At 60.3% G+C, this 16,718-nt stretch carries 17 protein-coding genes and 2 pseudogenes; 9 read left to right on the top strand and 10 right to left on the bottom strand.

Annotation, left to right across the window (positions count from 1 at the left end):
- Window positions 1-15: 15 nt before the first annotated feature.
- Entirely contained in the window at window positions 16-927 is a 912-nt protein-coding gene (locus BLR29_RS22250) for a LysR family transcriptional regulator (protein ID WP_092139621.1), read from the bottom strand.
- Between the two features lie 121 nt (window positions 928-1,048).
- On the opposite strand from BLR29_RS22250, the gene BLR29_RS22255 reads away from it, so the two are divergent.
- The 4 genes from BLR29_RS22255 (at window position 1,049) to BLR29_RS22270 (ending at window position 3,940) form a co-directional block, all read left to right on the top strand.
- Complete coding sequence (locus BLR29_RS22255; protein WP_092139623.1) at window positions 1,049-1,780, top strand: SDR family oxidoreductase; 732 nt, start codon at window positions 1,049-1,051, stop codon at window positions 1,778-1,780.
- A gap of 118 nt (window positions 1,781-1,898) precedes the next feature.
- Entirely contained in the window at window positions 1,899-2,657 is a 759-nt protein-coding gene (locus BLR29_RS22260; RefSeq protein WP_176861026.1) for an MFS transporter, read from the top strand.
- A gap of 72 nt (window positions 2,658-2,729) precedes the next feature.
- Window positions 2,730-3,086, top strand: coding sequence for an MFS transporter (locus BLR29_RS22265; RefSeq protein WP_092139627.1), 357 nt, complete (start codon window positions 2,730-2,732; stop codon window positions 3,084-3,086).
- Window positions 3,083-3,940 carry an oxidoreductase gene (locus BLR29_RS22270; protein ID WP_092139629.1) on the top strand — a complete coding sequence of 286 codons (858 nt, stop codon included), beginning with the start codon at window positions 3,083-3,085 and terminating at the stop codon, window positions 3,938-3,940. The genes BLR29_RS22265 and BLR29_RS22270 overlap by 4 nt, the downstream gene beginning before the upstream one ends.
- An 83-nt stretch (window positions 3,941-4,023) precedes the next feature.
- Here BLR29_RS22270 and BLR29_RS22275 read toward each other — a convergent pair whose 3' ends face one another.
- Window positions 4,024-4,344: a hypothetical protein gene (locus BLR29_RS22275; protein WP_176861027.1), complete on the bottom strand. Its 321-nt coding sequence runs from the start codon at window positions 4,342-4,344 to the stop codon at window positions 4,024-4,026.
- A 565-nt stretch (window positions 4,345-4,909) separates the two neighbouring features.
- Here BLR29_RS22275 and BLR29_RS22280 point away from each other — a divergent pair.
- A complete protein-coding gene (locus tag BLR29_RS22280; RefSeq protein WP_092139631.1) occupies window positions 4,910-5,707 on the top strand; it encodes a gamma-glutamyl-gamma-aminobutyrate hydrolase family protein in 798 nt (265 codons plus the stop codon).
- Window positions 5,708-5,757: 50 nt separating this feature from the next.
- Here the strand turns inward: BLR29_RS22280 and BLR29_RS22285 are convergent, their stop codons facing one another.
- Window positions 5,758-6,615, bottom strand: coding sequence for an AraC family transcriptional regulator (locus BLR29_RS22285; RefSeq protein ID WP_092139633.1), 858 nt, complete (start codon window positions 6,613-6,615; stop codon window positions 5,758-5,760).
- 181 nt (window positions 6,616-6,796) lie between these two features.
- Here BLR29_RS22285 and BLR29_RS32920 point away from each other — a divergent pair.
- Both BLR29_RS32920 and BLR29_RS22290 read left to right on the top strand, forming a co-directional pair.
- Window positions 6,797-6,910: pseudogene (locus tag BLR29_RS32920) on the top strand (GntR family transcriptional regulator); the annotation flags it as partial.
- Window positions 6,911-7,027: 117 nt separating this feature from the next.
- Window positions 7,028-8,140, top strand: a complete 1,113-nt coding sequence (locus tag BLR29_RS22290) for an aminotransferase-like domain-containing protein (RefSeq protein ID WP_255371370.1) — start codon at window positions 7,028-7,030, stop codon at window positions 8,138-8,140.
- Here the strand turns inward: BLR29_RS22290 and BLR29_RS22295 are convergent.
- The 6 genes and pseudogenes from BLR29_RS22295 to BLR29_RS33220 form a co-directional block, all read right to left on the bottom strand.
- Complete coding sequence (locus BLR29_RS22295; protein ID WP_092139637.1) at window positions 8,137-8,676, bottom strand: YkgB family protein; 540 nt, start codon at window positions 8,674-8,676, stop codon at window positions 8,137-8,139. The genes BLR29_RS22290 and BLR29_RS22295 overlap by 4 nt on opposite strands.
- A 141-nt stretch (window positions 8,677-8,817) precedes the next feature.
- Window positions 8,818-9,774 carry an AraC family transcriptional regulator gene (locus tag BLR29_RS22300; RefSeq protein ID WP_092139639.1) on the bottom strand — a complete coding sequence of 319 codons (957 nt, stop codon included), beginning with the start codon at window positions 9,772-9,774 and terminating at the stop codon, window positions 8,818-8,820.
- A gap of 169 nt (window positions 9,775-9,943) precedes the next feature.
- A complete protein-coding gene (locus BLR29_RS22305) occupies window positions 9,944-10,393 on the bottom strand; it encodes a GNAT family N-acetyltransferase (protein ID WP_092139641.1) in 450 nt (149 codons plus the stop codon).
- A gap of 255 nt (window positions 10,394-10,648) precedes the next feature.
- On the bottom strand, window positions 10,649-11,194 hold the full coding sequence (locus tag BLR29_RS22310; protein WP_092139643.1) for a carboxymuconolactone decarboxylase family protein: 546 nt from the start codon (window positions 11,192-11,194) through the stop codon (window positions 10,649-10,651).
- A gap of 34 nt (window positions 11,195-11,228) precedes the next feature.
- A complete protein-coding gene (locus BLR29_RS22315) occupies window positions 11,229-11,864 on the bottom strand; it encodes a nitroreductase family protein (protein ID WP_092139645.1) in 636 nt (211 codons plus the stop codon).
- Window positions 11,865-12,214: 350 nt separating this feature from the next.
- A pseudogene (locus BLR29_RS33220) lies at window positions 12,215-12,349 on the bottom strand (cupin domain-containing protein); the annotation flags it as partial.
- A gap of 648 nt (window positions 12,350-12,997) precedes the next feature.
- On the opposite strand from BLR29_RS33220, the gene BLR29_RS22325 reads away from it, so the two are divergent.
- Window positions 12,998-13,813 (top strand): MBL fold metallo-hydrolase, encoded by an 816-nt coding sequence (locus tag BLR29_RS22325; protein ID WP_255371359.1) that lies wholly within the window; start codon window positions 12,998-13,000, stop codon window positions 13,811-13,813.
- 188 nt (window positions 13,814-14,001) lie between these two features.
- Here the strand turns inward: BLR29_RS22325 and BLR29_RS22330 are convergent, their stop codons facing one another.
- Window positions 14,002-14,469 (bottom strand): nucleoside deaminase, encoded by a 468-nt coding sequence (locus BLR29_RS22330; RefSeq protein ID WP_176861028.1) that lies wholly within the window; start codon window positions 14,467-14,469, stop codon window positions 14,002-14,004.
- A gap of 595 nt (window positions 14,470-15,064) precedes the next feature.
- Between BLR29_RS22330 and BLR29_RS32530 the strand changes: the two genes are divergently transcribed.
- A complete protein-coding gene (locus BLR29_RS32530; RefSeq protein ID WP_176861029.1) occupies window positions 15,065-16,546 on the top strand; it encodes a hypothetical protein in 1,482 nt (493 codons plus the stop codon).
- The last annotated feature ends 172 nt before the right edge of the window (window positions 16,547-16,718 follow it).

Here is a 16,718-nt window from a genome sequence, read left to right on the forward strand (position 1 = left end):
CTCACCTCAGATGCTTCATCGCAATGGAAGCCAAAGCGGGCCTTCCCACGCCTTGAGCGCATCGAGGAACGCCTTCAGCTTTGACGGCATGAAGCGGCGTGTCGGATAGACGGCATGCACGAATATTTCCGGTGACGACCATTCCGGCAAGACGCGAACAAGCTCCCCGCGGGCGATATGCGCATCGGAATAGCCGGAAGGCAGGAGTGCGATGCCGTGCCCGCGCAGCGCAAAGGCGCTGACGATGTGAAAGTCGCGCGCGGCAACGGGCCCTGTTACGCGAACCTTGACCGACTTTCGGCCACTGACCAATTGCCATTCCGTCTCGTTGTTGCGCGCATTGATCAGCACGCAGGGATGTTGGCCAAGGTCCTCGGGCCGAGCGGGGAGATGGTGATGGCGTGCGTATTCGGGGGAGGCGACAAGGTGCCTGACGCTTCTTCCCACGCGTTGCGCGACCAGACTCGAGTCCTGCAAGTCACCGAAGCGGATCGCGACGTCGACGTTCTCGGCGATCAGGTCCAGGAAAACGTTGGTGAAGTAAAGATCCACCTGGATGCCCGGATAGCTCTTCAGGAATGACGACAGGAATGTGTAGAACAGCTCCTGCTCCAGCATCACGGGACCGGAGATACGCAGCAGGCCCTCGGGCTTTTTTTGCGTCTCGGTGATCACGCGCTCCGCGTCGTACAGGTGGCTTAGCGGCTCGCTGCACTGATCGAAATAGGCGCGTCCCTGCGCGGTCAGGCTGAGCTTGCGGGTCGTGCGTTGCAGGAGCGTCACGCCAAGGCGTTCTTCGAGCGCCATCACCTTGCGGCTGACGGTGGAGACGGGCATGCCAAGCGCTCGTGCAGCGCGACTGAAGCTCTCGAGTTGCACCACGCGCACAAAGACGGCGATGTCATTCAAGTCGGTCGGTTCAGTCATACGGGACTTTCCAGACTTTTGCATAGGTGAAAAATACATTCCAGATATTTCAGTCTAATCAAAAGTCGACCCATGGACAAAACTTGTCTCCACGCAGTTCAACAACTCCTGGAGAAAGACCATGGCAAGCAAAGTCATCATCATTACCGGTGCTTCCAGCGGAATCGGCGAAGCCACCGCCAAGCGCCTCGCCTCGCAAGGCGCCACCGTCGCGCTGGCGGCTCGCCGGCTCGACAACCTTCAGCGCATTGCCGCCGACATCGAGGCAAAGGGCGGCAAGGTATCCGTCCACCGGGTTGATGTCACGGATCAGGCGCAGGTCAATCGCTTGATAAACGAGGTCGTGTCACAACATGGTCGCCTGGATGTCATGGTCAACAACGCTGGCCTGATGGCCATCGCCCCCCTGTCGCTGCGCAAGACGGACGAATGGGATCGCATGATCGACATCAACATCAAGGGCCTTCTTTACGGTGTCGCGGCAGCGTTGCCGGTCTTTGAAGCGCAGCAATCGGGTCACTTCGTCAACATCGCGTCGGTCGTGGGCCTGAAAGTCTTCAGCCCCGGAGGCACGGTGTATTCCGGCACGAAGTTCGCGGTCCGAGCCAGCTCCGAAGGGTTGCGTCACGAGGTCGGCGGCAACATCCGCACCACTGTGATTTCGCCGGGAGCGATCGACACCGAACTGAAGTTCGGCTCCGGCCATGAGGACAGCCGCAACTTCGTTGTCGACTTCTACAAGATGGCCATCCCGGCCGATGCCATCGCACAGGCCATCGCCTATGCGGTCGAGCAACCCCATTCGGTCGACGTCAACGAGATCGTCATTCGCCCCACCGTGCAGGACTTCTGAGGGTCGCGGCGGGCAGAAGCGGCGCCGGAGCACCGCGCCCCACGGCGTTGGCGCTCCCTCCTGATTGACCATGCGGCAACGCCTCCAGACAGGCCGACACCGCACAAGAGGTTTGACCATGAAACTCGCGGTTCCCCTGTTGGCAGCAGCCGCCTTCGCGATGCTTACCAATGAATTCAACATCATCGGCGTCATCCCGCTGATCGCTCACGACCTGGACGTACCGGTACCGCAGGTCGGGTTGCTGGTTAGTGCATTCGCTTTCACGGTTGCGCTCACGGGCCCATTCCTCACACTCGCCCTGCGCCGCGTCGAGCGGCGACGACTATTCACGAGTGTCCTGGGTGTCACCGCCGTCGGTGCGGCGATGGCGGCGCTGGCCCCCAACTACGCCTTTCTGGCTACCGGACGGGTTGTCTCGGCACTGGCACTACCAGTGTTCTGGAGCATGGCGACATCGACGGCCGCACGAATCGCTGGACCGCAACACTCCGGCCGGGCGATCGCCACGGTGTTCTCAGGGGTTTCCATCGCCAGCGTTGTCGGCTCGCCGTTGGCGACAATCCTTGCCGACGCGTTTGGATGGCGCATGGCCTTTGGCGCCGGCGCCGCGATCAGCGCCGTGATGGCCCTCCTGATCTGGGTACTGTTTCCGCGCATCACTGTCGAATCCGACGAGGCCCCTGCATCGCCGCTGAAGGTTCTGACGCACCCGCTCGTTCTGCTCAATCTCGCGATGTCGTTCTTCGCGTTGACCTCGATGTTCACGTCGTACACCTACCTCGCAGACACGCTTACGCGGATCGGGCATTTCGCAGACAGTTCGACCGGGTGGATTTTGATGGGATTCGGTGTCGCGGGAATTATCGGTAATTAGATAGCAGGGCGATTTGTCGATGTGAACCCACTCCGCTCCGCAGTGACGGCGGTCGTTATCGCGGCACTCGCCATGGCTGTATTTCCCCACCTGATTGGAAGCGAGGTCATCGCCATCGTCACGCTCGCGATCTGGGGAGCAGCGCATGCGGCCGGCTTCGTGACAAACCACGTCCGAACGATTCGCTCCGCCCCGACTTCGCTGCAGGACCTGACGGCATCGCTGAACGTATCCATCTTCAATGCCGGAATTGGAATGGGCGCTGTCATCGGCGGCAGAGTCATCGACGCCGTTGGCCTGCGTGAGATCGGCGTCGCCGGGGCGCTGATCGGAGTCCTTGCACTGGTCGTCGCCGTAATCATCGTGATGGCGACCAAACGTTCCGGCGCTATCGACACTTTCACCACTAATGTAGGAGCAAGATCATGAGCAACGTCACCAAGCAACAGTTCAAGCGCGTCTGGTTCATCACGGGCGCTTCGCGCGGCCTGGGCGCACTGATGGCCAAGGCAGCCCTTGCCGATGGCAACGCCGTCGTCGCCACGGGCCGCAACGTCGCCGCAATTGCCGAGCGTCTCGGCGAGTCGTCCGCGCTGCTCCCCGTTGCACTCGATGTGACAGACCGGGAGCAAGTCAAGGCGGCTGTCGAGGCCGCCGTCGAGAAGTTCGGCCGCATCGATGTCCTGATCAACAATGCTGGCTTCGGGCTGCTCGCCGCCGTCGAGGAATCGAGCGACGCCGATGTGCGCAAGATCTACGAAACCAATGTTTTTGGTCTGCTAAGCGTGACGCGCGCCGTGCTACCGGTGATGCGCAAACAGCGCTCGGGTCACGTTATCAACATTTCGTCGATTGTTGGCTACCAAGCGGCGGCGGGGGTCGGCGTCTACAGCTCGACGAAGTTCGCCGTCGAAGGCATCACGGAGGCGTTGCACGCAGAGCTGAAGCCGCTTGGCATCCATGCGACCCTGGTCGAGCCGGGGTTCTTCCGCACGGACTTCCTGGATACGTCGTCGCTCCTCGTAGGCAAGGAAATCATCGACGACTACGCCGAAACGTCGGGCAAGCTTCGCGACCTCGCAGCCGTCATCAATCACAACCAGCCGGGTGACCCGGAGAAGCTGGCAACGGCACTCGTCAAGCTGGTCGACGTGCAAACGCCGCCGTTGCGCCTGCCGCTAGGCACCGACACGCTAAAGGCAATTGCCGAGAAGAATGCGTACGTGACGACGGAAACGCAGACGTGGAAGCCGCTGTCGGAGTCGACTGATTTTCCGGCTTGAAGACTGTCAGCCGTTATTGATTTGACGAAGCAAAAGCAACAGCGCCGCTGCTGAAGCAACGGCGCTGTTCAGGCGTGACGGAATCAGGCGGCGATGGCTGCGCCGGTCGGTGCAATGCCAAGCTTCATCCGGGCGAATTCATTCTCGGATTCGGATCCGGCCAGTACGTAGTTGCGCTCGACGAGCATGCGGGTCATGTACTGCTTGTTGTAGAGGAACGACATGACGATATTCCAGCCGCCGAACGTCACCAGGCCGAACAACAAGTGCAATGCGGCCGTACCGAGTTCACCGCGGATGAGCGGTACCCAAAAACCGAAAAACAGATAAGTCCAGCTGTACCCGTAGTAGCCCTTCTTAAGCATTCCGCTTGCCGGATGCTTGAGCATAATTTTGGTGGCCATGATTTCCCCTGACAAAAAGTTGTTTACGTTTGTTTGCAAGCGACCTGTGCAATGCCCGTTCACGTGCACAGATGCCGATGTGCCTTATAGCACGTGGCCTGCAGGGTCATGGATTCCCAATGAGAGGGGTATAGATTTCCTTTTTTAATCCGCACGCGACCGGTTTCCCGTCCTCCGGAGAAGTTGCGATTCACATTTGTAGCTTTGGGACGGGCCCTATTTTTACGACTTGCCGAAGGGTGCGAACGACCGCTTCGGCACGATATTCAGTCTTCTGCCCTGTAGTGACTGAAGGCAGGGAGGGGTCGGCCGGCGGCTTGGCGCTGGGGAGCCGACCGTGACCGGCCAATTTGCGACATTGACTGTTTGGTCGACGAGCGTGCGCTGTCAAGTGTCCGCGCGAGTCCGTTAGCGCCACTTCACCGCCTCGGGCTCCGGCTGGCATTTTCTTCTTCGATCATGTTTTTCATGAGTGTGCTGCCAAATAACGCTCAGGCGTTCAAGCCGGCGACGCCTTCGCATACCATCGGCTGCCAGCACATGATGCACAAGCGAAGCCCCGCCCATGACGTCCCCACCCAGCCTTCCGTGTCGCACCAACCTGCCTCTCGTCGGAATTGTCTGCGACCGTTTTTTTGTCGGTGAACACGATCAACATGGCGTCAAGGAAAGCTATCGCCGTGCATTGAGCGATGTAGCCGGCGTTGCGCCGGTTTTCCTTCCGGCGACCAGCGCGATTTCCGATGTCACGCCCTATCTCAGGGTCATGTCCGGTCTGCTGTTCCCCGATGGCGTTTCCAACGTAGCTCCGGCCCTCTACGGAAGCGAAGAGCCAGCGGGCTTCCCGATCGATCCCGGGCGAGACCACGTCGCGGTGCAACTGATTCGCGGCGCCGTGTCGCAGGGCCTTCCGATGCTCGCGATCGGCCGTGGCTTCCACGAGATGAATGTCGCCTTCGGCGGCACACTGCATCCCGATATCTTCGCGGCCGGCCACAACGAGCACCATCGGGAAAACCTGTCGGAGCCGCTCGATCTGCGCTACCGCTACAAACACAGGGTTTCCCTTGCGCCGGGCGGCCTGCTCCATGACTGGCTACGCGCCGACGTGGCACTCGTGAATTCGCTACATACGCAGGGGATTCGGACCCTGGGCGAAGGCTTGGCGGCGGAAGCCATGCATGCTGACGGACTGATCGAGGCTATCCGTGGCGTGGATGCCGACTTCGCCATCGGCGTTCAGTGGCATCCGGAAGTCAGCGCGAGCACAGATCGGCTCTCGCAATCGCTATTCATGCGCTTTGGCGATGCATGCCGCCGGTACGTGCCAAGCTGGGGAATCGTCGAAAGGACGTCGCCATGAACGACACCAGCTACCCGGTCACAGACCGCTCGGCAGCTACGTCATGCGACTCACGAGCGCTCGCGACGGATGCGTGCCGGCGTGTTGCCGACGATGCGGCGAAAGCACGTGGTCATATGCGCCCGGTCGGCAAAGCCGCAGTCGTGTGCGATCTTGATCAGCGGCGTGCTGGTTTCCAACAGCAGTCGCGTGGCACGGGTGACGCGTCGCTGCATGATGAAGCGCAGCGGCGCGTCACCGGTGGACGTACGAAACGCGCGCATGAAATGCGGGAGACTGACTTCGGCCATGGCAGCTAACTCTGTGATGGCGATGTTGTCGCCAAGGTGGTCTTCGATGTAATCGAGGATACGGCGTAGCCGGAAAGGCGCGAGCCCGCCCTTGCAGGCCAGGAGCGGCGCAGTGGTGCCGAGCCTGGCAAGCTCCACGGCGAGCATGCCGACCAGACTCTCGCAGTAGAGCCGCTGGCCGATGCGTGGCGTGACGCATGCCAGTGCAAGCCGGTCGGCCATGGCCCAGATCGGCTTGTTCTCGAACATGAGGCGCGAGTGGAAATGGTCCGCGCCGCTGGCAGTGCCGCAGGCCTCACCCAGCAGCGCATCGTCGAAATGGATCGCCACACAGCGGAAACCGCGAATGAACGGGGTATAGCCGTACGCTTCGCCGCCGCGTTCGATCAGGCTGAGGTGGTCACTGCCGCGATAGCCATCGGCAAGTGGTTTGGACGGTTTGTAGCGTGCCTCGATACGGCCGCCGGTTTCACGCAAGGCCGCCCGCAGGCTGACGCTTTGGGATCCGATCGGGCGAGCCACATCCTGCAGTTCGCCGTATTCGATGACTTCCACTTCCGTGTTTGCCCAGATGCCGGTAGTGCGGCTCTGATGCACGTTGGTGACGATACGTACCACTTTCAGTCTCCTACCAGATCATGGTCCGGCCGCTCCGTCTTGACCGGCGCAGTTTGAACCTTCGATGGAACAAACATAGGAACCAAGATTTCCCTTTTTTGTGTGTACTAAGAATATGGATTCGCAGCTGCAGATTCACCTCGACCGGACAGCGAAGCTGCCGCTGTCAGAACAAATTCGTATGAGTATTGCCAGGGCAATAGAGTCTGGTCTGCTCGCACCTGGCACCCGACTACCCTCATGGCAGGACCTGGCTGCGCACCTTGGTGTGGCGCGCGGCACAGTGCAAGCGGCGTATGAACGGTTATCCGACTCCCAGATAATCGAGACATTCGGAGCAAGGGGCACCCGCGTGGCGCCGCGGCCCCGCGCGCCGGCGGCTCAACCAGAAGCGCCGCAGCCCGGAGCCTTTATGAAAACTTATCTGGAGATGAACGCCGGGCCCGCGATCTTTCAGCTCGGCATTCCGGCACTGAAAGGGCTACCGGACAGGCTTTTCGCGCGCGCACGCTCATCGAATTTATTGAAGACGGGATCTTTCTCGTCACTGGTCTATCCCGATCCCAGAGGGGAGCTCGAACTGCGCCGAGAGATCGCAGGCTATCTCTCAATCTCCAGAAACCTTCACTGCTTTCCAGAGCAGGTGTTCATCACTTCGGGATACAGCTCCGGCTTAGGTCTTGCACTGCGAGTGTTAGGTTTGGACGGTAAGAAGGTTTGGATGGAAGAGCCCGGTTTCATTGTTACCCGGAAGGCGCTAGAGCTCGCTCGCTTGAGTGTCGTCCTGGTGCCTGTGGACGCCGAAGGCCTCAACGTAGGCTACGGAATCGAGAACGCCGCAGACGCCGCGTTAGCCGTCGTGACGCCCGGTCAACAAGCTCCCTTGGGCTCGACCCTGTCTTTGAGGCGACGGCTTCAGCTGCTTGAATGGGCCGTCTCGAGCGACGCGTGGATCATCGAAGATGACTACCTCGGCGAGCTACAACTCGAAGGCAGGGCGGCCCCCGCTTTGGCGTCCTTGGACGAGGGAAAACGGGTTATCCACATAGGTACTCTCAGCAAAACCATGAGCCCGGGGCTGCGACTCGGATTTGTTGTGGCGCCGGCCGAACTCACCACTCCGTTCTCCGAAGTAGCCGCAACGCTTGCACCCGCGCCTTCACCAGTAGTTCAACTCGCCACGGCTCAATTCATGCGTGATGGCCACTACATCCGGCGCGTCCGTCGGCTCAAGCGTCTATATTCCGCGCAGCGTGACGCACTATGCGAGCAGCTGCGAATGCGCAACACGGAATGGATCAAGGCCGGTCTGGCAATACTCCTCAGGCTCCCCGACGGCGCGCCCGACGTGCAGATCGCCCGGGAAGCGATGAACTTTGGCATGGCGCCATCGCCGTTATCTGCGTGGTTCGCGACTCCAGCCTGGGCCTTGCCTGGTCTCCTGCTCGGGGTTGCGACAGCGCCTGAACCGCACCTCGCTACATCATGCTGCCGTCTGTTCGAGATCATCGACCGATATTGCTAACGTGGTGTCAGTGGCGTCGCCCGTTCACCTCTTGACTTCTGAGCGTCGGCCCGCGAGCCATGGACGGACGCCAGAAGGAGAGAAAGCGATGCAGCTAGAAGAACAAGATCCTTAAGAAGGAACTGACCAGGCATAGCTGAAATGGCCGGAAATCCTCCCGCCGTCGCTTCTGCCACGCCGGGGGTGCTCAAGAAAAAGGTGAGCGTGATCAGATAGGTCGCAGCCGACATCGCCGCTCCCAATGCAGAGAAAATGGGCTGCAACGCGCCGAGAATCAGAGCCGCTGCGGTCGACAGCTCAAGTGCACCTATAACGTAACTTGCTCCCTGGACTCCGAATAGGGTGTGCAACCAGCTCATGATGGGGCTGTTGGCGATGAACGGCGCGATGCCGTTGGCTTCGTAAGCGGTGAACTTCATTCCACCGAACCAAAGAAAGATGACGACCAGCGCCCATCTGAGCGGTGCCAGAAGAGAGAACGATCCAGCGCTCTTTTCAGCGATCTGTAGACGAAACTGATTTGCACGAGCGGTCATTGGGGTTTCCCATTCAAGTTGTTCACCGGGTGGTTAGGAGCCTCCACTGTAGGCCTACCCGATACCGATTTCGAGACTGCATTTGCTCAAAAGAATGCCAAAAAGGATCAAAGAAACGAGGCGGTCCGAAAGCGAAGCGCACTACTCACCTTCGCGCGCCAGGCGGCGCCATTGCCCCGGCGTCATCCCCATCTTGTCGGTGAACACACGCCGGAATGCCGATACGGATCGATACCCGACTGAGTCGGCCACCGCCTCAGTGGTCATTGCCGGCTTCTTCAGCTCGTTGGCTGCGAGGCTCATCCGGATATCGGTCAGCAGTTCGTTGGCCGAGCGCCCCAGACTGGCCTGAAAGTGCCGCATGAAGGTGGCGCGTGACATGCTGCACAAGTCGGCCAGATCAGACAGGTTCCAGGGCCGCGCCGGGTCGGCGAACATGGCTGAAATGGCCGGGGCCAGTCGTGGATGGCCGGCAAGCGCCAGCAAGCCTGCCGGGGCCTGGTCGGATTCGCTCGCCGCGCGTAGTACCAGTGTGAACAGCGCGAAGCTAAGCGCGTTGAGCATGGCGAGCCCGCCCGGTTTGTCGCCGGTGGACTCCATGCGCATCAGCCCCATGAGACTGGCCAGGTGGTTCGAAGCGGACACAATGCCCTCTTCACTACGGCCGTCCATGGCCCGCACCACGAGAGTCGTGGGTAGATAATCGCGGATCAGCCGATCATGGGGCGGCTCGATGAAAAAGCGCCCGCACAACATGTCCAGACGCTCGCCCTGGCCATCATTCTCGCTGAGCCTCCATCCTGCAGAACCTTGACGATTGTGCGTAAGACCCGGCGCATGTCCGCTGCCATCGTGCAGCACGTGCGCCGCGCCGTCAGGCAACAGCACGATGTCTCCGCCCACCAGCTCCCTGGTCGTCCCCGTCTCCGGATCCTCGATAATGGCCCGGCCCTTGAGCACGACGTGGTAAGGAATCTCGTGCGCTGCGGACTGATCCCAGGCCACACGCCATGGCGCCCCGTAGACGCAGCGGACCTCCAGCTGGCCAGTGAGGTTGATCATTTGCAGGAGATGGCTCAGCCAGTCGACTTGGGACATAGGACCTCGATAACTTGAAACGCTAAGGCAGTCTTACTGCAATTGCACACCGGTTGTACGCACCGCAAGACCCCACTACACGAGCCGATCGGACACGTTGCGAACCGGCCAGGCTGGGACGATAGCGATGCGCCGTACGAGTGCTCAAAACAGTAGCCGCATCGGCGGGTTAGCCCAATAGCTTTCGGTACTGGATGAAACCCGAGCGATCAGCGATGCGGTCGTAAAGCTGCATGCCGTTATGGTTGGATTCGTGTGTCAGCCAGTGCACACGGGACGCCCCGCGACGTTTTGCTTCCGCATAGACATGCTCGATCAGCGAGCGACCGATGCCGCCGCCACGCGCATTGTCAGCAACAAACAGGTCCTGGAGATAGCAGTAGTCGCCCGTCGTCCACGTAGATCGATGGTAGATCGAATGCACCAGCCCCAATGCTTGTTCGCCCACCATGGCAAGCGCTGCATGCATCGGTTCGCTGGGGTCCAGGAAGCGCCTCCAGGTATTGAGCGTCACGGACTCGGGGATATCCGCTTCGTAGAAGCGCTGATAGCCTTTCCACAGCGGAAGCCAAATATCAAAATCGGAGTGATCAACGGCCTTGATCTCGACTGATTGCATGGAATACTCCTGAAACAAGAGAGCTCCTGGTTTCTGGCTAGGCCGCCGTCACTTCGAGCCCGCGCTGCACCGGCGAGCGCGTGAAAATTGGATGATTGAGTGTCACCTTCTTCCTCCTGGGCTTGTCGGGTCATACGCAAAGCCCGGACGCGTTTCCAAGACGCTTTCCGGAGTGCCTCCGGGCTTTGGCATTACGCTCGCATCAGATGACACCTTCCAGGACCCTCGGCGAGGGTCGATGCGAGCGGATAGAGTTCAGATCGATCCAGCCGGCGTAACGGCGGGAAAGTCCTTCTCGGGATCGAACACGTTATTGAAGAAGTTCGTCAGGGAGTACATGGCCACCAGCGCGACGATCTCCATGACGTTCGCATCCGTGTAGCCGGCATCGCGCACAGCGTTCAGATCGGTGTCACTGACCTGGCCGCGGGTCTCGATGACTTTGCGCGCAAACTGGAGGGCGGCGTCGCGCTTCGGGTCGCTGGCGTGACCCTTCCGAGCGAGAATGATTTCATCGGCTGGCAGCTTGGCCATATGCTCGGCCGTAAAGCTGTGCACCGTCAGGCAGTAATTACAGCCATTCACTTCGGAGACGGCGAGGCCGATGCCGTCACGCGTCTTCACGTCGAGCGCCTTGCTCAAGGCACCGAGAAGCGTGGCCCACGCGTTGAACGCAATTGGGCTCTGCGCGAAGCTCGCCATCATGTTTGGGGTGAAGCCGATGTTCTTGGTGAACGCATCGAGAGTCGGTTTCGAATCGGCCGGTACCTGTTCCGGCTGTAGAGCTACAGTTCTTGCCATGATGATTTCCTTAAATTACCGATTTAACTAATAGTCAAACGAGATCCAGCACATCGACCACCGGCAGGCGTGGCTTCTGTGGCCAGTTCCCCGAACGCTCTGCTCCTACGGACAACAGCATGACCGGCACTTCGTCCTCGGCCAGTGCGAACTCGCGGTGCACCGCTTCGGCATCGAAACCGATCATCGGCGTCGAACCCAGGCCCAGCGAGCGGGCCGCATAGATCATCGCCGCCGCGCCGAAGGTGCCGGTGCGTACGGCCTCGTCGCGCTGGCGCTGCGGGTAATCCATGTACAGATCGCGTGCGGGGATTTCCCACTCCGGCACCATCGTTGCCGGCATGACGCCTGCTTCCACCAACGGGGCCAGGCGCTCGGGTATTACGCTGGAATCGGCCAGTTGGCCGCAGACGATGAAGGTAACGGCCGCATCGGTGATCGCAGGTTGATTCCAGGCGATCGGACTCAGCCGGGCCTTGGCCTCAGGCGTGCGCACGGCGATGAAGCGCCAGTTCTGCATGTGGAAGGATGTCGGCGCGGAGGTGCCGATTCGCACCAGCTCGCGGATTTGGTCGTCGCTCAAGGTGGCGGCTGGGTCGTAATACTTGGCGGCGCTGCGGCTCAAGATACATTCGATGACGGCATTGGTCATGGTGCTTCCGTTGCTCATGCTGATTCCTATGGTGAAGGGATAAGTTGAGATTTGGTTCGAGGTGTTGGGCGGCGTTTTCTCCTACGCTTCTGGTGGTTGCTGCACAGATGAGTCTTTCTCCGTCAGCCATCAGTACTTCAGCAAGCGTGCATCGGTACATAAGCAGATCAGCCGCCGGCGCCGCGACGTCCGGCTCCTCATCGGCATTCGATTGCGCTGCCGCCCCCCGGTAGAAACCAAGGCGATTGAGGTCGTTGCGTTGATATGCGGCAGGCCAGTGCGCAGGCGTTGGCCGAGCTTGAGCGCGCGCCAGACGTCGCTGGAGACGGCGGTCCGTATGTGGCTTGAGCGCTCCGAGAAGGCGTTTGACGGACCGATGTGGTCAGATCTTTGTCGTTGTCATCAACGTCGACTGCCAAGAGCTTCGCAGGTTCGGTTCTGCTCGCGTTCCGGCTGACGGGATGGCTCGCGCCGAGTGGTTCGGCCCAGCTCTCGCCAGTGCGGCTTCACGATTTCTGTAGCGCCGTGCGCCGCAGAGCCAGCGCTGGCGAAGATCGCGGCCGTCGCGCGAAATGCAGTCAGAATCGGGCGAATGCTCATGGTCGGTTCACTCCGTTTTGATGTCTGCATTCTGTACCGGCGATGGCACAAACAGTAGAACCAAGATTCCCCATTCTTGTGTGTACTAAGAATATGGATTCGCAACTGCAGATTCACCTCGACCGGACAGCGAAGCCGCCGCTGTCAGAACAAAAGCCGCGCCCGAAGGACAGCCGGCGTCACTCTGGGCTGCGCCAGGCACGAGCTCATATGAGCCTGACGTTAGTTGAGATACCTACCCGGGGGCGCGGCGCGCATGGAGCCGTTTGCGCAGCTGCATCCGCGCAGCGACAACGACAGCATTCGTAATTGTTTCCTGGCGCGCACCACAGTGTGTGCATCCGCATGTCTACTGAACGATCGCCTGGCTGCCTAAGCTACGTCTCACTACGACCGGCCCGGCGAAATGGATTCTTGTAATGCGAAGTTCGCCGGCAATGAAACGTTGTCAGAAACAGGAGTCGAACATGTGCTTATGCCACGGATTCCTTTACCCTGAGCACGATTTGGTTCCGTCGCACTACGCTACGCGTATCGGCGAAATCGACGTAATGGTGATTAGCGATGGGGCGATACCAGTACCAGCCAAAGTCCTGGGCACGAACGTCGATTCGGCGGTCCGGGACGCCGCGCTGCGCGGCAGATTCCTGCCGGACGTGATCGATTGGGGGCTGAACGTCGTCGTAGTCCGTAGCGGCGGTCGGACGATTCTCATCGACGCCGGGGTAGGGTCGGAGATGCCGGACGCCACGCGGGCCGGACGGTTGGCCCTACGATTGAAGGGCGCTGGGATCGATCCCGGGACCGTGACCGATGTCATCGCGACGCACATTCACATGGACCATATTGGCGGACTGCTCGACGAGCGGCTGAGGAGTCAGATGCGTCCGGACCTGCGGGTCCATGTGTCGCACACCGATGTCGAATTCTTCGAGTCGCCCGATTTCTCCCACAACACTTTTAACGGGATTCAGGACATCATCCGGTCAAGCGCCCGGAAGTTCCTGGATGCGTACAAGAGTGAGTTGCGGCCGTTCGACAAGGAGTACCAGGTGGCGCCGGGTGTCGTCGTCACGCTCACCGGCGGCCACACCCCCGGGCACAGTGTGGTCCGCGTGGCGTCAGGCGGTGAGCGGCTGACGTTCGCTGGTGACGCGTTGGTTCCGGTCGGGGTCGAATGCCCCGAGTGGCAAAACGCGTTCGATCACGAGCCCGAGGAGGCGGTTCGCGTCCGGGTTGGCCTCTTGCAAGAGGCTGCGGAGACTGGCGAGTTGTTCCTGGCCAGCCATTTATCGTTCCCCTCGCTCGGCCGCGTCGCGGTCGATGGCAATGCCTTCCGATATGTACCGGCCAACTGGGCATACTGAAAAGCGGCACGCGCCTATGCCTGCGAAGCCAGGTCGCATGGCGTGGAACTCCACGGGTTCCGCGGTGCGACGCGTTCACATTGCGCAACAACGAGCCGAGGCACTGGGCGCGGATGGCGCAGGCGGTGGTGGAGGATGCGGCGAGTTGAACGGCGCAATCCTGCTCATGCCCTTCGGCCCAGCGACGGCTAACGACCCTGGCGTTCGCGCCACGCCTCATAGAGATCGGGGCCCTCGTCGCGTGCCGGCACATAGGCCAGCTTCATCTCCCGCTGTTCGAGCGGACGTGCCAGTTCGACATAGCCGCGTTCCGCGGACAGGTCGTAGGGCGCGCCGTCTTCATTGGAATAGGCGTAGTAGACCGCCCGGACGCCGGCCAGGTACATCGCGCTCAGGCACATTGGGCACGGGTAGCCGCTGGCGTAGACCGTGCAGCCAGTCAGGTCTGGCTTGCCCAGTGCCCTGCAGGCGGCGCGCACCGCCTGCATTTCGGCATGCGCGCTGGAATCGCAGGTGGCCTCCACCTCGTTGACCGCGCGCGCCAGCACCTGCCCGTCCTTGACCACCACGGCGCCGAACGGCCAGGTATTGCGCTCGCGTACGTTTTCCATGGCGAGGCGGATGGAATCGATCAGATAGGTTTCCGTGGTCGACACGCGATGTCTCCGGTGAAGGGCCTGGCCCGGGGCAGGCCAGTGGGGTGGTGGACCAGCAGACTATAGGCCAGTGTACGCACGCTGCGTGCTGCGAGTTGTTATACGGCGTATTTGAGTCCAGCCCTCTGCCATTGGCTTTGGCACTGCCCGCTATTCGAATCCTTACCTTCCGGCCGGGTGTGCCCGAATCACAGAGTCGGGCCACCCCAAGGACAACGAGATATTGTTAAGTCCGGCGCCGGCCAGGCAGGGCGGCGATGGCGGCCGCTTCCAGCCACGAGCCGGCCGTCGCTGTCCGGCCGGAAGCGGTCATTGAACCCAGAGGCTGCCTGCAAGTGCCCTGCCAGACGATGAGATTGGCTTGTCGGCATTACCAATCTCAGGACCGCCGTACCCGTTGCGCTCATGTCACACCCCACGTCGGCTGCGCCGCTCCGAAGCGTCATTTTTGCTAGAGTCGGTTCGCGATTGATACTCCCTGGCACGTAGTCTCCGCAGGAGGTGGAACTTCATCGTTCTGAGCCGTCAACGTAAATCCTGTCGGTCCTGACACAGTCATGCATCGAGATCATATTGCGACAGTGGTGAGCAATGGATGAAAACACAACGGTGTAGTACGCAAAACGATCCGGCAATTCGCATATCTCGAAGACTCGCCATAGCGGCCTTCCTTCTGTGGGGACTCTCGCTCGCATTACCGGGATTTATGGTTGAAACGCGGGCCCGTGCTAGCTTTGGCGCGGAAGTCCTGGTGCTTGGCTTACCTTTTGGTTGGTACGTCGGCGGATGGGCAGTTTATGCCAATCTGCCGTTTATGGCGGCACTCGTGAAACTCTTCCATGGCGAGCAGCCGAGGATGTCTGTCGCGGCAATGTTGGCATTGGCGGCGACCCTTCCATTATTTTCCGGGCTTGTACAGGATGAAGGCTCCGGACACATCCTGCGTGTGGTCGGATGGGGCTGGGGCACCGTCGCTTGGCTATTCTCCATAGCGCTGCTCGCGGTTGCCGCAGGGGTCCGCGCTGGGGCATTGTCCAAGGCCACATTGATCGCACTATTCGGCGTCAGCTCAGTAGTTTTGGTTGCCATCAGTCTCGTACACCGTCAGCAATGGTCTGCTGCCAACCTGCAGGAGCGGGCCTTGTTCATTCATCCGGGCATTGCCTTCACATGGGCCGAGCCATGTGGCGTGCCCTTTGTTTGGCCCACCGAGGCCGTGCTCCCTCCCCACTCGGACGTAACCATGGATATCGACGCGAGCCTTCAGAAGACGGGGTACGCGAGTCCGTGGCTCCCACTACCCGACACGGTGCATCGCGTGGCGGAGGGTGACTGGGTCAATTTTCGGCAGCACCGCGACAGTGTGTCGGTAAAGATCAGTGACGTTACCCCGGCGACCAGGTTTCATTTCGAAGCGAGAAAGACGGATGCAGGCGCGATACTGCGGCTCGTTGACACAACGTCTGGCAAAGTCTTATACGAACAAGCGCTGCGAAAAAGAATAACTTCGAACCAGCTCGCGGAATACTGTCCAACGTCTACGCACCGCTGGCGCGGCTTTTCTCTCGGAGTAGACAAGGCAATCGCGAGAGCAATCGGCGATTCAGATGGCACCACAAGAACCGAGAATTCCCGCGAAACCGTGCAGCTTCATGTCGAGTCCGCACAACAGCGATGCGATATAGGAAAAGACGACATCGATGGCGTGCAAGGACTTCGTGCGTGGGACGGAAGGAAGGCGATTGTTGATACGTCCTGGCGTAGCTACATGGGATTCTGTTCGGCAAACTATATTGCGCTCATAGACTTGGTGTCTGCCGACGGTGTCGACGAGTCAACTCTGCGAGCATCTGCAATCGTCTTCGATCGAGCATCGTTACGCCCGCTCGCAAGATTCTCAAATGGCATCCGTTGCAAGCCAGGTGGATGCAAGAAAGTCGATTCAACAATCGAAAACGTGTTCTTGGAGAACGGTAGGCTCACTTTGGACATGCGTTCTGGTGCAATGGTTGTAGAACGCAACTTCGACTACTTCGCCGCTGAACGGCTAGCTCGCAACGATGTCGCCCCGCGATGATCACCATCTCAATGGTGATTTGGGTCGGCTCCTGCTGGCCGGCGCCGGTGTAGCGGATCTCCGGATCGATCAGGCGGTTGCCGGCCGAGGTTGTGTGAAAACGCTAGTGCGTCGCCTAGACTGAAGAAACTTCTCAGCGCGGGACGGTCTATGAAGCGATTCATCGAAGGCG

Origin of the sequence: Cupriavidus sp. YR651, assembly GCF_900101625.1 — a bacterium.
GTDB lineage: Bacteria > Pseudomonadota > Gammaproteobacteria > Burkholderiales > Burkholderiaceae > Cupriavidus.

Bases quoted from the DNA above. Each gene is read 5' to 3' on its own strand.
- BLR29_RS22250 (WP_092139621.1), bottom strand. From the start codon at position 927: ATGACTGAACCGACCGACTTGAATGACATCGCCGTCTTTGTGCGCGTG.
- BLR29_RS22255 (WP_092139623.1), top strand. From the start codon at position 1,049: ATGGCAAGCAAAGTCATCATCATTACCGGTGCTTCCAGCGGAATCGGC.
- BLR29_RS22260 (WP_176861026.1), top strand. From the start codon at position 1,899: ATGAAACTCGCGGTTCCCCTGTTGGCAGCAGCCGCCTTCGCGATGCTT.
- BLR29_RS22265 (WP_092139627.1), top strand. From the start codon at position 2,730: ATGGCTGTATTTCCCCACCTGATTGGAAGCGAGGTCATCGCCATCGTC.
- BLR29_RS22270 (WP_092139629.1), top strand. From the start codon at position 3,083: ATGAGCAACGTCACCAAGCAACAGTTCAAGCGCGTCTGGTTCATCACG.
- BLR29_RS22275 (WP_176861027.1), bottom strand. From the start codon at position 4,344: ATGGCCACCAAAATTATGCTCAAGCATCCGGCAAGCGGAATGCTTAAG.
- BLR29_RS22280 (WP_092139631.1), top strand. From the start codon at position 4,910: ATGACGTCCCCACCCAGCCTTCCGTGTCGCACCAACCTGCCTCTCGTC.
- BLR29_RS22290 (WP_255371370.1), top strand. From the start codon at position 7,028: ATGAAAACTTATCTGGAGATGAACGCCGGGCCCGCGATCTTTCAGCTC.
- BLR29_RS22295 (WP_092139637.1), bottom strand. From the start codon at position 8,676: ATGACCGCTCGTGCAAATCAGTTTCGTCTACAGATCGCTGAAAAGAGC.
- BLR29_RS22300 (WP_092139639.1), bottom strand. From the start codon at position 9,774: ATGTCCCAAGTCGACTGGCTGAGCCATCTCCTGCAAATGATCAACCTC.
- BLR29_RS22305 (WP_092139641.1), bottom strand. From the start codon at position 10,393: ATGCAATCAGTCGAGATCAAGGCCGTTGATCACTCCGATTTTGATATT.
- BLR29_RS22310 (WP_092139643.1), bottom strand. From the start codon at position 11,194: ATGGCAAGAACTGTAGCTCTACAGCCGGAACAGGTACCGGCCGATTCG.
- BLR29_RS22315 (WP_092139645.1), bottom strand. From the start codon at position 11,864: ATGAGCAACGGAAGCACCATGACCAATGCCGTCATCGAATGTATCTTG.
- BLR29_RS22325 (WP_255371359.1), top strand. From the start codon at position 12,998: ATGGTGATTAGCGATGGGGCGATACCAGTACCAGCCAAAGTCCTGGGC.
- BLR29_RS32530 (WP_176861029.1), top strand. From the start codon at position 15,065: ATGAAAACACAACGGTGTAGTACGCAAAACGATCCGGCAATTCGCATA.